Below are 15,127 nucleotides of genomic sequence, written 5' to 3'. Positions count from 1 at the left end.
CAGCAGTTCATGACAACTCAATCCATCCGGATCACAAGTTTGCCGGTCGCGGTGCGATTGCGGATGGCATCAAGGGCGACCATCGCGTCATCCAGGGGATAGGTTGCTGAAATCATCGGCGTGATCCGGCCATCGCGCAGCAGATCAAGAAGCTCGCCCATGCCCTGTCGGGCGATATCGGGATTTTGTGCCAGATAGGCGCCGAAATAAAATCCGATCGCGGCAACGTTTTTGACCAGAAGAATATTGGCCGGGATTTGCGGCACGGTGCCGCTGGCAAAGCCGATCAGCAATATCCGCGCGCCCGGCGCAACACAGCGCAGGCTTTGATCAAACACATCCCCGCCCACCGGATCATAAACCACATCAACCCCGGCTGACCTGCCAAGGCCGGTGGCAATTTCGCGTACCCGGTCGCGGATATTTTCGACCTTGTAATCAATGGTGTAATCGGCCCCGTGATCGCGCGCGATCCGGCATTTGTCAGCCCCGCCGGCCGTGGCAATGACCGTTGCCCCCAAAAGCTTGGCACATTCCACCGCCGTCAGCCCGACACCGCCAGCCGCCCCGTGCACCAGAACGATGTCACCAGCCACCACACCGGCGCGATATTTCAACCCGAACCAGCTTGTGCCATATGCGATCTGAAAGGCCGCTGCGCCATCCATATCAACCCCGTCGGGCAAGGCAACAACACCGGATGCCGGAACAACCACCTTTTGGGCAAATCCGCCCCAGTCGGGCATCGCCATCACCCGGTCACCAATTTGAATATCATCGACATTTTCGCCGACCGCATGAACAGTGCCACTGACTTCAAAGCCGGGGGAAAAGGGACCATCAGGGCGCTTTTGATATTTGCCTTGCAAGATCAGGGTGTCGGCGAAATTCACGCCACAGGCGGCAATATCAATCACCACCTGATCCGGACCGGGTTGGGGATCAGCCCAGTCAACCAGTGCCGGTGTTTCGCCAAATGCCTTGCAAATCCACGCCTTCATACCCGTCCCCTGCGATCATCTGTCCAAGTGATACGAGTTTGCCGACCAAGCCCGCCCCAGACAAGCCGACATTCGACTAAACACACCCGATCAGCAGCATGACGGCCGGATCAGACCGGGTCAGACCGGATCGGAAAGCAGATCAGATTGGAAATCAGAAAGGAAAAAGACAGGCCGGAACCGGCACAAGGAACAATCAGAAAATGCGCTGACGCTTGCGCTTGCGGGTCAGCACCAGCAGAACCAGTGACGGCACAAGCAAAACCACAAGGGCCGGTGCCAGCAAGACCGGGACAAAAAGCGTGTCCCATGCCCAGGAGGACACATAACGCTGGATGAAAGACTGCAACAGGTTCAGGCTTCCGGCATCCAGTCGATACCAAAGCTCACCGGCGGCAACCAGTCGAAAACTGCCTGTTTGAAGTGCGGTAATGGAATCGTCGACCAGCACCGCGATGCTGGCAAACAGTAAAATCCATCCCAAGGCCCTTAGAACCCACATTATCTTCTCCAGACTACCCGTCACGGGCGGCTTATATTAGCGAACCCTGATCGCACCCTAACGGCTCTGCCCTGCCAAGGTAAAGGGGCAGGAAAAGCGCGTGCAAAGACATAGCGATCGGAAATCCTAACGTGAAACCTTACGGATCAAGCATCAAGAAGAAGTAAAGATCACGCCAAGCCACGGTTTATCAAGGGTTTCAGCCGGTTAAACCGGGCTTTGGCACCCTGTTTGACCGATGAAATCCCGCTGATTTCATGAAAGTGAAAAAAGAGGCTTATTGGGCCTTGTCAAGCAAGGTCGGGTCGGCTAATGTCCGCCCGCTTTCGCGATATATACAAGATCGCATGTGGAGAGGTGGCCGAGTGGTTTAAGGCGCACGCCTGGAAAGCGTGTTGGGGTGTAAGCCCCTCAGGGGTTCGAATCCCCTCCTCTCTGCCACTGACTTTTCAAGCCAAAAAATTCAGCAAAAACAATCGCTTGAAGCGTAGTCCGAAAGATATTCCACCAACGTTTTCCACCAACGCTTTGATTGGGTTCAGCAGAACGCAAAGCGGCCAGATCGAATCTTCTTCCTTCCGCTTATTCTAATACGTGACACTAATACGACCATCTGCAAGACTACAACCTCTAAGATATTGGCAGAATGGAAATGCAATGCACATTGAACGTATTGTCATTCAGAATTATCGAGCAATCCGAAATCTGGATATGCAACTCCAAGACGGCTTTAATCTAATCGTTGGGGACAATGAAACAGGCAAGTCGTCACTTTTAGAAGCGATTAACCTCTGTTTGCGCGGTCAACTCAATCGAAGACCCATCCGCTATGAGCTTCATCCATTCTTGTTCAACGTTGACACAGTTGCGGACTACTTGGAGCAACTGCGGGCCGGAAACAATCCGCGACCACCCGAGATACTGATTGAAACTTACTTCACTGGTTGCCCGCCAGACCTCCAGCACCTCGAGGGAATAGCTAATAGCAAAGGAACAAACAGCGCAGGCCTCAGATTACGCATTTCACTCGATGAAGAGAACTTCGCAGCGGAATACCGCGATTTTATTCGTGAGCCAGATAAACTCACTTCGATTCCAGTCGAGCTGTACAAGGTAGAGCGTTGGACATTCAGTGACAAGCAAGTCAACCAAAATCTACCACCTGTTCGATGCGCACTAATTGACCCTAGTGAGATTTCAAACACACATCATGCGAACAAGTATCTACTGGAGCTCGTCGAAGATCAGTTATCCGATCAACAACGGGTTAGCTTGTCTCTCTCTTATCGTGAACTCAAAGACAAGTTTTTAGCTCAAGACGAGGTCCTTGAAGTAAACGAGCAGTTAGAGCGTAACAGACGACACTTACTCGGAAACAAGTCTTTAACAGTTGGCCTTGATACAACCTCAAAAGCTAGCTGGGAGAACACGGTTCAGCCGCACATTGAAGGCATTCCAATCAGCCTTATTGGCAAGGGAGAGCAAAGCAACATCAAGATTCGCCTTGCGGTAGAAGCAGCCAATGCAACCGGTGTCATTTTAATCGAAGAGCCTGAGAACCACCTATCACACACGCGCCTTCACACGCTTCTAAGCCAGCTTCGGGAACGCGCAAACGGTCGACAATTTATTATCTCCACACACAGTAGTTTTGTCCTGAACAAACTTGGCGTAGACAATACGATCATGTTCAACAGAGCAAATCACAGCTCACTGGAGAACCTAAGTCCCAGTACAGAGAACTATTTTCGCAAACTGCCGGGACAAGACACGCTGCGGATAATCTTAGCCACAAAGACAATCTTGGTTGAAGGTCCATCTGACGAGCTGATCATTCAAAAAGCTTATTTCCAAGTTCACGATGCGCTTCCAGCAGACCGCGGAGTTGAAATCATCTCTGTCCGAAGCCTTGCCTTCAAAAGGTTTATGGAGATAGCCCAACTAATGGAATCAGAAACACACGTTATAACAGACAACGACGGCGACCCTGCTCGCGTTGCAGCCCTCTACGCAGACTTTATGAAATCCCCCAACATCCATGTTCATTTCCCACCAGAGGCCCACCTGAACACCTTAGAGCCACAGATTTGCGCAATAAACACCCTAGAGGTTTTGAACAGAGCCCTTGGCAAGGAGTTTCAGGATAAAGACGCCGCACGTGATTGGATGTTAAAAAACAAAACAGAGGCTGCTCTCAGAATCTTCGACAGCGACGAGACGATTGAGATACCGGAGTACATACTAAATGCCGTTCGCTAACTCCGTAATCGTCGCCACCGCAGGCTCTGGGAAAAGCACATCGCTAATCCAGCATGCAATCGACAACCCAGAAAATCGAATTGCAATTGTAACATACACCAAAGCAAACGCTGCAGAACTCGTGTCCAAGCAATACGAGCTAGCTGGAACCCCGTTACCAAATTTGACCATTTACACTTGGTTCTCTTTTTTGCTGGAACACTGTGTTCGCCCATACAGCAGAGCGCTGTATCCACACCGCATATCTGAAATGGTATTCGTTCAAGGCAGGTCGGCGCCTCGCAGTCGAGAAGCCAATTTGGGAGAACATTACTTCAGCAGAGCAGGCTGTATTTATTCAGACAAAGTGTCAAAATTTTCTGTCAAACTTAATCGACACACAAACCTTCTCCCAATGGAACGGTTAGCAAAGTGCTTCGATCATGTGATGATTGATGAATGTCAGGACTTACAAGGATATGACCTTGACCTGATAGAAGCATTCTTCAGGACAGACTTTAACGTAACACTAGTGGGAGACCCACGTCAGGCCACATATTCGACCAACAACAGCAACCGACACCCAGCGTACGCAGGGCGAAATATCGTTAACAAGTTTGCTGAGTGGGAAGAAGCAGGTCTGTGTGAAATAGCCCGCCAAACACACAGCTATCGTTGCAACCAAGACATCTGCGATTTTGCAGATCGCTTGTATGCAAACGAGCGCGAACTATTTCCACCGGCGAACTCACGCAATGAAACCAACACGGGTCATGATGGGGTCTTCGCCGTTCGTCTGAGCGATGTAGCTCGCTACTGTGAAACTTATGCCCCACAACCGTTGAGATATGACAGAAAAAGCAAGCAAGCCCCAACAGACTCAATTAACTTTGGCGAGGCAAAAGGCCAGACGTTTAACCGGACTCTGGTATATCCGCACGGCCCTCTCCAGAAATACTTATGCGACGGTAACCTTGAACACATTAGGGGAAGCCTTGCGAAAGTTTACGTTGCAGCAACACGCTCACGACACAGTGCTGCATACGTTATCCCTGACAAGCTCCAAGAGTGTATCTTGCCCATAATGTATGAAGATGAAAAACATTGATACACCCCAGCAAACAGACGCCCAAAATATAACATTTCAAAATCGTAAAATATAAAAAGAACTGATCAGTCTTACATTCTAACTCAAGCAAATTTTCGGCTTCACTCAACGCCGGTCAAGCTACTGAGCCTTTGATTGCCTGCATGACCCTGTATACAGAAGACCTGGCAATACCGAGTTCCTTGGCAATGATCGTCGCCCCCTTGCCCTCACCAAGCATGCGCTTGATCGCGGTGGGGTCAATCTCCGAAGGCCTGCCCTTGTACTTGCCTTCGCGCCTTGCTTTCTCGATACCCTCACGCTGTCGCTCAAGCATGATCTCGCGTTCGAACTGGGCTATGGCAGAAACAACTGTAAGCATCATTCGGCCTGTTGCTGTCGCGGTGTCGATGCTCAGATCAATGATGCGCAGCGCTGCACCCTTACCTTCGATAATTTCCATCAACTCCAGCAAGTGAGCGGTGGAGCGAGCAAGACGGTCAAGCTTGGTAACAACCAACGTGTCGCCTTCGCGCATGAAGTCTAGCGCCGATGCAAGCTGCTCCCTTGCCTTCAAGTCGACAGATGAAACCTGCTCAGTGAATATCTTCTCACAGCTAAGAGCATTAAGCTCCCTGACCTGAGCCTCCATGCTGGCCTTCTGGTCTAGCGTTGATGCACGAGCATAGCCGATTAGCATAGCGTACCTCTCCCACCAATGTGTCCTATTTACGTCTAAGACGTCTGGCAGAGAATGTCTCATAAGTCAATTAACAATATAAAAGAGACACACTAACGCTATGACATGAGACGTCCTGTATGACCATGATTAAACAAGACACTCGAACGCGCAGAGCTTGAGTAAAGCCATGACTATGAAGGAAAGACGTCGAAATAAATCAACGCTCAGAGAAACCACCAAAGCCCCTATCTAGGGCCTGCTTTGACGGGGTAAGGGGGGAAAGAGTGCAGGGTCTTCATACATCAATACCCTCTCAAAAATTTTTAACCAAAATATTCTAGGTCAATAGGGAGGCGTCTTTGGTCCTCAATGTCACCCTGATGGTAGATCATTATGACCAGCATAGAGTTCTTCATCAGGCTTCCATTGAGTTATATCTCTATGAAACATCTATTAAGATTTTTACCATTAAGAAGATAATATCCAGAGCTATCTCTATGATATCTTTATGTTATTGGTCTTGGCATCCCTCAATTAGTGCAACCTAATTCAGGTCGACGATAAGGGGCATTTTTGAGTCGTACAGAGCAACTGCTCATGTCAGCACCTATCCCAGCCAGCAGAGCGCCAGAGACTCTCCAGCGCCTGATTTTGGACTCCTGCGGATATTCTCAATTGACGTTATACACGAGCAGCCTCTGCGGGGTTTGAGAAGTCTGGAAGCGCCGGGGCTTGAGCTTTGAGCTGTGCCTCCATGCGATTGAACTCTGCCATGTACCGGAGTTTGAACTGCATGGCTTTCTTCCCGGTGTAACTCATGGCCAGCAGCGTGAAGCCATCCTTGGTCATGTCATAACAACGATGAAGACGTTCATTGGCTGGACTATAATAGGAACCCTCTTGAAACAGGTCTGAGGGGGAGGCTTGAGATTCCAAGGCACCTATCGTCTTGTCGATATCCTGTAAGACATTGAAATGCTTTTTCCCAAAGTAAGCCGCAACGTCTCGACTATTGGCGAACACTTCGTTGTTCTTGATGGTGACGATAGGGGTGGTGATCAGTTCACACGGGGACAAGGCCGAGCTATATGCCCGACCTACGCTGCCTCCATGAAGCGCTTTGCTTCAAGGTAAGCAAGCTTATCAACACGCTCATTGCCCTTGTTTCCAGCATGACCCTTGACCCATCGCCATGCGACATCATGGATTTGGCAAAGAGAGTCAAGACGCTTCCAAAGCTCAACATTCTTTACTGGCTTTCTTCCTGAAGTCCGCCAGCCATTCGCCTTCCAATTCTCAATCCACCCGCTAATTCCCTTCTGAACGTATTCGCTGTCAGTAAACACGGTAACTGCTAGGGGCCGCTTCAAGGCTTCCAGCGCCTTGATTGCTGCCAACAACTCCATCTGATTGTTGGTTGCCTCGGCTTGACCGCCTTTGAAAACTTTCACACGCTTGCCTTGGCTTATCTGAGCTGCCCAACCACCGGGGCCAGGGTTTCCGATGCACGCGCCGTCTGTGTGGATTGCGATTGGTTGTTTCTGACTCTTTGCCATCTTCTGCGTTCCTTTCGAGGATTGTGGTTCGTCACATAGTGCAACCCAATTACGTGAGGCAGCAGCAGAAACAATGCCAATGGATAACAATGACTACCCTAGCGAGAGTGTTTCATTGGGAACCAAAATAAGCGAGAAATCATGGAGGTTGTTTAAGTGTGGGGAGCTTGGAAAATGCGGCAGTTGTTAATGATGGTATTCGCCGGTGCTGGAATCTTGTCATTGTCTGGATGTATGACCGCATCGCAGTACGAGGAAATACTTAACTCATGGGTCGGCAGCTCAGAGCAGAGTTTGATTGAATCTTGGGGCCCGCCTAGCAGCCACTATATATCTGGCAATACCAAGTATTTGACCTATTCAAGCCAAGGCAGCATGACTATTCCGGGAACGCAGCCTACATATCAGTCAACAGTCATCGGGAACCAAATATACACTAACTCCTATGGCGGTACGGCACCGACAACCATTAATCTGTCATGCCAACAAACCTTCACTGTTGAAAATGGTTACATCAAAAGCTGGAGCTACAAGGGCAACAATTGCTATTGAGCTCTGGTCATATCAGAAGTAAGCCCCGCCAAAGCGGGCAGGGCATCACTTCCGTCATCACCGAGAAGCAGGCAGCATGTTCGGATTTCGGGAGCGTTTGGTGTTGCAAACAAAGAACTCCAACAATCCATTTCGCCCCCTGAACACGAATTGAAAACCTGTCTCGTTCCTGTAAGCATCAAAACGCGGCAGGAGCTCGAACCCCTTGGGCGCTGACGGCACCAAGTCAAGCTCTATGCGGGTGAATGGAATTCGGAAGCTCCAGCATCGAAGATGATCAAGTAACACTTAGTAACCCTTCTTGAAGATTGTTATCGAGGGTTATGAAGGTGATTCGATAGGTTACAAAAAACCAGACTTGATGTTTCTTTTTCTTTCTGGAAAATATAATTACATCAAATGCTTACGAAATCGAAAGTGTTACCAAATTGTAGGTTTTACGATATGGCTGCAGGCCCTTGGCTTTCTTCCTTAGCGTGGTGCCCAGATACACTTTTGTTTTCTTCTTTTTCCTGCCGCTTGGCATCAGCAATTTCAACGACACGTTTTCGTCTTTGTTGTCTCTCGTGGCGCTGTACATACCAAGTTTGAAACAAATCCTCGATCAACTCGATAAGTGCCACAGCTTCTTCCGGTTCTACAGAGAGGATTAAATTGATATCCTTCTCCATGTGAGCGCCGATATTTCCCAGCCCCCTTACAGCGTCAATCGCTTGCCATGTGTCCGGGTCAACCTTGTCTTCCAATGCTTTAATCTCGTCCACGAGACGACTTTTTTTGATACCCCAGTAATCTCTTATCATGCCTTGCAGGCAGCGTCGTGCAAGTGTGGCTGATGCTTTTGGGCTCACGTCTACTGTTTTACAGGCTTCTTCATAGTCTTCGCGAAGTGCATCGGGAATATATTCAGGAAGCGACATAGCTCTCGACTCGGGTAGAAGCTTCCAGTACTTCACTTGCTGGGTAACATGAGGTGTCCGATTGCGCCTCAATGTTACCTCGAGTGTTGGTTTACGACATATAGGATTTGGGCAGAGCGTCGCTTGTACTTGGTAACTAATGCGTCCCCAATATGAGTCGTCAAAAAGCCGCATATTTGTGTTGAACTGATCATCCGGGCCAACAACTGCGTTCGTTTCGCAGTGTGGACATCTCCAAGGTTTCACCATGTTCTTCCATATCTGAATAGGTTTTCGAGCACTGGAGCAACAACTTAAAGATGATCGTAACTGCACCCGTTATATAAGTACAGATGCATTGACGTCCTCAAGATTGTGGATAGTCCAGCTTTTCAATCGCTTCCTTCAAACCAGACAATACGTTACCACCAGAATACAGGCCGTAAGTCATTCTAGGCTTTTCATGACCCAAGATATCGGCGGTCACATTTTCCTGAACCCCTGCTCTCTCAAGCTGCGTGGAAACACCTTTTCTGATTGAATGGAAAACATATCGGTTCGAATACCCGAGACGAGTTCGCAGATTACCAAATCGCTTACCAATGGCATTCGACCGGCTGCCGTACTTGTTCTCGGGCAGCCCTGATAAAACATAACCGTCTTTACTGTCCTCACAGAGACGGTCCAGAGCGTCTTCGAGCTGAGAGTGCACAGGAACTCTGCGCCATCCAGCTTCCGTTTTTGCGTCTGCAATCTCGATGAAGCGAATACCGTCCTGATCTATTCCTACATTCGCAGTAGATAAAGCACACAGCTCATCAATGCGGCACCCTGTCCACATCCCCAATACAATCAAATCGGCCAAACTCTGATCGCCTTTGTCGATTGCAGCAGCCAAAAGCCTCGACACATCATTAGGCTCAAAGTGCATTCGTTTGTCTTGGGCACTCGTTTTGCTGTGTTTGCTTTTCGTGCCTGTTACCGCCTGCTTGAACGGCTCAGCGTCCTCGGCGGCAATTTCGATCTTTTGGAGATATGCCCAGTAGCCTCGCGCACTGGAGATAATCCGAGCGACGGTCTTTCGCTTAAGACCCTCGTTAGTTTGTAGCTCCCCAACCCAACGCGTAACTTCCCTCTTAGAAATATCTGCAAGATACGGGAACTTCTTACTCATTCTGGCGAGGTCAGATCGCTTCATGTCGACGGTTTTCGGGATATTATCCAACGTAGATAAGTACTCCGAAACATGTTCGCTGGTCTTCACCATCTGGCCAGTAGCAAGTTGATAGAAGCGCTTGCTGTCTTCGAACTCCGGCAACTGCTCAAAGCGCGGGTCTCGATCATCCGTTATCCCGGCCTTACGTGCCGCACGAGTTACTCGGTCGAAAGCTTCTTCTACGAGAAGATATTCAAGAATGCTCTTCTGTTCCTCGTCAGCTTCTTTGATTTGCTCTCGCCAAAACAGCGCATCTCGTTCGATTGCATCCCCAGACTGACTTCGAGCTCGCTCAATCTGATGGAGCCATCTTTGCTCCAGCACGGCAGCTCTTCTTCTGGCCTCTTTGGGGTCTTCCGTTTTCAAGCTCGCGGTGAAACGTTTTTTGCCAAACACCTCGTGCAAATCAGCAGGCAAATCATGCAAAGCATAATAAAGTTTGCGGCGCTTCTGAACGTACATCAAAGACCTTTTCCACCAACGTTTTCCACCAACGCTATAGTGAAAAATCCCTTATTTCGCAAGGAACTGCGGGGCAAAAATTTCTATTCAGAACATCCCCTCCTCTCTGCCACTGACCAAATTCCCGAAAAATGACAGATCAGACGCCACACAGTTCTCACTGTGTGACGAAATGCGTTTGCCTATTTATCCGATCCGGTTCGGGCGGAAACGGCACCAAGCCATTTGCGCAACAATCCATCAAGCTGATCCAGCTCATCGGCATTAAGGCCATCAAGCAACCGGTGCTGATTGGCGACGTGGTCGGTGACGGCGGCATCGATCAACTCAAACCCGTGCGGGGTCAGAGCGACAACAAAGCCGCGGCCGTCTTCGGGGTTGCGCTGACGGGTGATCAGGCCGGCTTCTTCGAGTTTATCAAGCCGGTTGGTCATGGTGCCCGATGTCACCATCGTCCATTCGATCAATTGCGACGGGCTTAGCGCATAGGGTGGCCCCGACCGGCGGAGTGTCGCCAATACGTCAAAGCTGGCCCCGTTCAGATCGTGCTGTTTGAAGACACGATCCATTTCCGCCATCAGAATGGCGCGCAATCGCCCGACCCGGCCAATCACCCCCATCTGGGCAACATCAAGATCGGGACGTTCGCTGCGCCATTGCGCCAGAATGCGATCGATTTTGTCTGTGCTGTTTTCCATGGCTTGAGGATATGCCGAAAATTTATCTTGACGTCAAGATTTCTGATTATATCTTGACGTCAAGATAAATGGAGCCACCATCATGAACCGAACGACCGACTTATTCCTGACAGCAATTGCCCCGGTGATCTGGGGCAGCAGCTATATCGTGGCGACCGAATTGTTGCCGCACGGCTACCCACTGACCGTATCGCTTTTGCGCGCCTTGCCTGCCGGATTGATCCTGTTGCTGGTGGTGCGCCAGCTTCCCGGTGCCGGGTGGCGTGGCCGGGTTTTCATCCTGGGCGCGCTTAACTTCGCGATATTCTGGGCCATGCTGTTTGTCGCGGCCTATCGCCTGCCGGGCGGGGTGGCGGCAACGCTTGGCGCGATCCAGCCGTTGCTTGTGCTGTTTCTGGCACGTTTTGCCTTGGGAAACACCATCACCCTGCTTGGCATTTTTGCCGCCATTTCGGGACTGATCGGGGTTGCGATGCTTGTTCTTGGCCCATCGGCAAGCCTTGATCCGATTGGCATTGCCGCGGCCCTGTTTGGCGCAGCTTCCATGGCGGCGGGTACGGTCCTGACCCGCAAATGGCAACCACCGGTATCCCCCCTGACCTTTACCGCATGGCAATTGACCGCGGGCGGCATCCTTTTGATCCCGGTTGCCCTGATTGTCGAGCCGGGCTTTCCGATGCCAACCCTCACCAATCTTGCCGGGCTGATCTGGTTGGGACTGATCGGTGCGGCGCTTACCTATTTCCTGTGGTTTCGGGGTATTGCGCGGCTTGGCCCGACCACGGTGACAAGCTTTGGCTTCTTAAGCCCGACCAGTGCGGTTCTTTTGGGCTGGGTCATTCTGGGCGAACAGTTATCGCCACTTCAGATCGCCGGTGTTGTCGTTGTCCTGATCAGTATCTGGCTGGGACAACGTGCCGCACGACCCAAACCGGCCCTTGCCCCCGACATGACCGCCGATAACAGCCCCCTTGCTGCCACCCCAAAACCGTAACGCACCACCAAACACAATTCAGAAAAGGAACGCCCCATGACCAATACCGCCCCGCATAATCGTAAAATCGTTGTTTTTGGCGCCACCGGCGATGTCGGCCGCGAAGTTGCGACCGAAGCACTTTTGCGCGGATATCAGGTCACAGCGGTTGCCCGCGACATTGCAAAACTGTCGGCTCTTCCGGACATTGTCGCCCGCCAAAGCATCGATATCCTTGCCAATCCCGAGATTGTCGCAGAAGTCCTTGCCGACCATGACGTTGCGGTCAGCGCACTTCGCCCGGCGACCGGACAGGAAACGCTGTTACCGGAAATGACCAGGGTGCTGCTGGATGCGGCCCGGCAAAGCAAGACGCCAATATTGGTCACCGGCGGGGCGGCAACCCTGAAACTCGCCGATGGTAGCGGCCATACGGTTCTGAGCGCGCCGGACTTCCTGCCCGATAGTGTGCGCCCGATTGCCGAGGCCTGCGAACAGGTCGATATCCTGTTTGATCAATATGACGATGTGCGATGGACCTGCCTGCGCCCGCCGGCCATGCTGATCCCCGGCGAGAAAACCCGTAATTATGTGCGCGGCACCGATACGCTGGTTACCGATCACGATGGCGTTGCCCGGATTTCCTTTGCCGATTTCGGTGTGGCGATGGTGGATCTTGTCGATGCCGGTTTTGAGACCGTTACCCGCAACCCGCAACGCTTGACGGTTGGCTATCGGTCACAGGTCGCGGCGGCCTGATCCGCCATAAACAACACATATATAGATATGAGTGCAAAACGGGCGGCGCGACAAAACCGGATAAAGCCGCCCGTTTTCAATTCTGATCAGTCGGCCCCGGATGCGGCCTTGATCCGGGCAAAGACTTCATCAAGGGCGGTATGGAGTGCAGATGCGCCGTTTTCACGGACAAAAGCCTTGGCGACCTGTTCATTCAGGCCACCCGGTGTGGAATGGCCATCAACCAGTTCGGCAAAGCTTTTATCCGGTGACTTGGCCGTATTTTGCGCGAGCCCCGAAAACAGGGCGGCAAGGTAACGCCTGGCATCGGCCGCATCCGACCCCTGTTTGACCATCCAGTCCGCCGCACTTTCAAGCACCGTGAAATAGGTCGCCATCAGCGCACTTCCCGCTGCATAACCATCGAAGGCATCAATGGTTTTGGCGGCAACCGCCCCGCCAAGTTTGTCAAACAGAGCCATCACATCGTCCGATCCGGGATAGATTGCGGTCACGCAGGCATGATGTTCGACCGATGGCAGGGGAATGGCACGGTCATATTGCGCATTGGTGCCAAGCCAGGATTTAAGTTCAGCAATCGGGATGGTGGCGATCAGGCTGACGAGTTTTTTGTCATCGGGCACATCAAGCGGTTCAAGCACATCACGGGCAATTTGCGGCAAAACGGCAAGGAAGATCATATCGGACTGATCAATAATCGCCTGATTGTCATCGCAGATACGGACATTTTCAAAATCAGCGGCAAGCTTGCGCGAGACCGCATCACTGCGCCGCGAAACAATGAATTCGGACACCGGATAATCCGATGAAGCCAATCCACGGATCACCGCATCACTGATGGCGCCCGTGCCGATAAAGCCAAGCTTCATTTAAAGTCCCCTGTCATATCCTTTGCCCTATCGTCTGGCATCTCGCCAAACATATCCTGTGGCGCAAACGCATCGGTCCGATCAGATGATCGCGTGACCGCATCGCTGCCATCATAGGCGGCAATGACCCGGAATTCCGGCCCGTCCGAGGTCGAATGGCTTTCATAAAGACAGAACCGATCAATGGTGAAAACCCGCGAAGTCAGATCAACATGATCGGCAACCGTTTGTTCGATGGTGGCACGCGCAGCATCGCGGTTCCGGCCGAGCGTGATATGCGGGGTGAATTTGCGCATATCCATATCCGGGCATTCATCAAGTGCCAGAAGCGCGTTTTCAACCCGGTGCGCCAGGCGGTGCAGAGCCGGCTGGTCCTTTATCCCGGCCCAGAAGATGCGGATCTTGCGGCTGGAGGCAAAGACATGCAGTCCCTGAACCTGAAGATCAAAGGGTTCGAACGATACCTGGGCAAGGGCGTGATCGATCTCGGCCGCCAGACCGGGATCGACATTGCCGATGAATTTAAGGGTGATATGCATGTTTTCCGGGGTCTGGGCATCCAGCCCCTTGATCCCGCGCGCAAGCGGATAAAGATCGGCTGCGATATCGCCGGGAATTTCCACGCCGACAAACAAACGCATGACTGGGGGTATCCAATTCTATTCTGGTGGCAGGGTGGCTTTTGGAAATATCGCCTAGCCGGTGGAACGTCCGGGCAGCGGAAGGACATCGTCCTCGCCATCAATCTGCGGAAAGTTACCCGATGCCCAGTCGGCCTTGGCCTTTTCGATGCGTTCCTTTGAAGACGCAACGAAATTCCACCACAAATGCCGATGGCCCAGCGGCAAACCGCCCAGCAACATCACGCGGCTTTCGGTGGCAGCAACAATATCGGGGATTTCTTCGGGCGCGACATAGACGAAGCTTTCCGGGCCAAAGGCATCGCCATCAATGGCGACACTGCCCGAGACCACATAAATCGCGCCTTCCTGATTTTCACCGGGAAGCAGCAATTGCGCGCCTTCATCCATGTGAACATCAAGATAATACAGCTTGGATTTGACCGGAACGGGTGCGGTTTTGCCAAATGCCTCGCCCGCGATCAGGCGCATGTGAAGACCGGCATCTTCAATGATCGGAAGGTCATGCTTGGGCACATGATAAAAGGCGGGATCGGATTCTTCGGCTTCTTCGGGAAGGGCGACCCAAAGCTGCAAACCGTCAAGTTCGTGAACCGAATTGCGGACTTCGGGTGTTTCGCGTTCGGAATGGGTAATGCCATGTCCGGCATTCATCCAGTTGAGATCACCGGGCGTGATTTCCAGATTGCTGCCCAGACTGTCACGATGAAGCACCGCCCCCTTGAACAGATAGGTCACGGTTGCCAGACAGATATGGGGATGCGGGGGCACGTCAATGCCCTGACCAGGTTGGAATTCGGCCGGGCCCATATGATCGAAAAAGACGAACGGCCCGACAGACCGCACTTCGCGATGGGGCAGAACGCGGCGCACGGAAAAAGCCCCAAGATCGGCTTCCTTGCCAGTGATAAGCTTAACCATGCGCCGCCTCCTTATATATGTGGGTCGGACACAGCCCGATGCGGGCTGCGCCGATTTACGAATGCGTGATG

15 protein-coding genes and 1 tRNA gene are annotated in these 15,127 nt (G+C 51.7%); 5 read left to right on the top strand and 11 right to left on the bottom strand.

The window, feature by feature from the left end; all coding sequences use genetic code 11:
- Positions 1–17: 17 nt before the first annotated feature.
- Positions 18–1,001 (bottom strand): NADPH:quinone oxidoreductase family protein, encoded by a 984-nt coding sequence (locus tag M9H61_RS15565; protein WP_250281531.1) that lies wholly within the window; start codon positions 999–1,001, stop codon positions 18–20.
- A 196-nt stretch (positions 1,002–1,197) separates the two neighbouring features.
- Positions 1,198–1,503 (bottom strand): hypothetical protein, encoded by a 306-nt coding sequence (locus tag M9H61_RS15560; protein WP_101248224.1) that lies wholly within the window; start codon positions 1,501–1,503, stop codon positions 1,198–1,200.
- 351 nt (positions 1,504–1,854) lie between these two features.
- Here M9H61_RS15560 and M9H61_RS15555 point away from each other — a divergent pair.
- The 3 genes from M9H61_RS15555 (at position 1,855) to M9H61_RS15545 (ending at position 4,849) form a co-directional block, all read left to right on the top strand.
- Positions 1,855–1,944 (top strand) — tRNA-Ser (locus M9H61_RS15555).
- A gap of 216 nt (positions 1,945–2,160) precedes the next feature.
- The gene (locus tag M9H61_RS15550) at positions 2,161–3,762 is read left to right on the top strand and encodes an ATP-dependent endonuclease (protein ID WP_250281529.1); all 1,602 of its coding nucleotides are present in this window, start codon (positions 2,161–2,163) and stop codon (positions 3,760–3,762) included.
- Positions 3,749–4,849, top strand: a complete 1,101-nt coding sequence (locus M9H61_RS15545; RefSeq protein ID WP_250281526.1) for a UvrD-helicase domain-containing protein — start codon at positions 3,749–3,751, stop codon at positions 4,847–4,849. Before M9H61_RS15550 ends, M9H61_RS15545 begins: the two co-directional genes overlap by 14 nt.
- A 115-nt stretch (positions 4,850–4,964) precedes the next feature.
- Here the strand turns inward: M9H61_RS15545 and M9H61_RS15540 are convergent, their stop codons facing one another.
- The 6 genes from M9H61_RS15540 to M9H61_RS15515 form a co-directional block, all read right to left on the bottom strand.
- On the bottom strand, positions 4,965–5,528 hold the full coding sequence (locus M9H61_RS15540) for a recombinase family protein (RefSeq protein ID WP_250281525.1): 564 nt from the start codon (positions 5,526–5,528) through the stop codon (positions 4,965–4,967).
- Between the two features lie 663 nt (positions 5,529–6,191).
- Entirely contained in the window at positions 6,192–6,587 is a 396-nt protein-coding gene (locus M9H61_RS15535; protein ID WP_250281523.1) for a Rha family transcriptional regulator, read from the bottom strand.
- Between the two features lie 20 nt (positions 6,588–6,607).
- Positions 6,608–7,066, bottom strand: coding sequence for a ribonuclease HI (gene rnhA, locus M9H61_RS15530; RefSeq protein WP_250281520.1), 459 nt, complete (start codon positions 7,064–7,066; stop codon positions 6,608–6,610).
- A gap of 989 nt (positions 7,067–8,055) precedes the next feature.
- Positions 8,056–8,538, bottom strand: coding sequence for a DUF4145 domain-containing protein (locus M9H61_RS15525; RefSeq protein ID WP_250281518.1), 483 nt, complete (start codon positions 8,536–8,538; stop codon positions 8,056–8,058).
- A gap of 346 nt (positions 8,539–8,884) precedes the next feature.
- Entirely contained in the window at positions 8,885–10,195 is a 1,311-nt protein-coding gene (locus M9H61_RS15520) for a tyrosine-type recombinase/integrase (protein WP_250281511.1), read from the bottom strand.
- 182 nt (positions 10,196–10,377) lie between these two features.
- Positions 10,378–10,893, bottom strand: coding sequence for a MarR family winged helix-turn-helix transcriptional regulator (locus M9H61_RS15515; RefSeq protein ID WP_250281509.1), 516 nt, complete (start codon positions 10,891–10,893; stop codon positions 10,378–10,380).
- A gap of 79 nt (positions 10,894–10,972) precedes the next feature.
- On the opposite strand from M9H61_RS15515, the gene M9H61_RS15510 reads away from it, so the two are divergent.
- Positions 10,973–11,887 (top strand): EamA family transporter, encoded by a 915-nt coding sequence (locus M9H61_RS15510; protein WP_250285068.1) that lies wholly within the window; start codon positions 10,973–10,975, stop codon positions 11,885–11,887.
- 36 nt (positions 11,888–11,923) lie between these two features.
- Positions 11,924–12,625 carry an NAD(P)-dependent oxidoreductase gene (locus M9H61_RS15505; RefSeq protein WP_250281507.1) on the top strand — a complete coding sequence of 234 codons (702 nt, stop codon included), beginning with the start codon at positions 11,924–11,926 and terminating at the stop codon, positions 12,623–12,625.
- 86 nt (positions 12,626–12,711) lie between these two features.
- On the opposite strand, the gene M9H61_RS15500 is transcribed toward M9H61_RS15505, so the two are convergent.
- The 3 genes from M9H61_RS15500 to M9H61_RS15490 are packed head-to-tail and all read right to left on the bottom strand — an operon-like array spanning position 12,712 to position 15,056.
- Positions 12,712–13,494, bottom strand: a complete 783-nt coding sequence (locus tag M9H61_RS15500; protein WP_250281506.1) for a pyrroline-5-carboxylate reductase — start codon at positions 13,492–13,494, stop codon at positions 12,712–12,714.
- The gene (thpR, locus tag M9H61_RS15495) at positions 13,491–14,135 is read right to left on the bottom strand and encodes an RNA 2',3'-cyclic phosphodiesterase (RefSeq protein ID WP_250281504.1); all 645 of its coding nucleotides are present in this window, start codon (positions 14,133–14,135) and stop codon (positions 13,491–13,493) included. Before thpR ends, M9H61_RS15500 begins: the two co-directional genes overlap by 4 nt.
- A gap of 54 nt (positions 14,136–14,189) precedes the next feature.
- A complete protein-coding gene (locus M9H61_RS15490) occupies positions 14,190–15,056 on the bottom strand; it encodes a pirin family protein (RefSeq protein WP_114111973.1) in 867 nt (288 codons plus the stop codon).
- Positions 15,057–15,127 lie beyond the last annotated feature (71 nt).

Origin of the sequence: Thalassospira sp. GO-4 (genome assembly GCF_023588965.1) — a bacterium.
In the GTDB taxonomy this organism is placed as follows: Bacteria; Pseudomonadota; Alphaproteobacteria; order Rhodospirillales; family Thalassospiraceae; genus Thalassospira; species Thalassospira povalilytica.
This window is presented reverse-complemented; position numbering and strand designations above follow the sequence as displayed.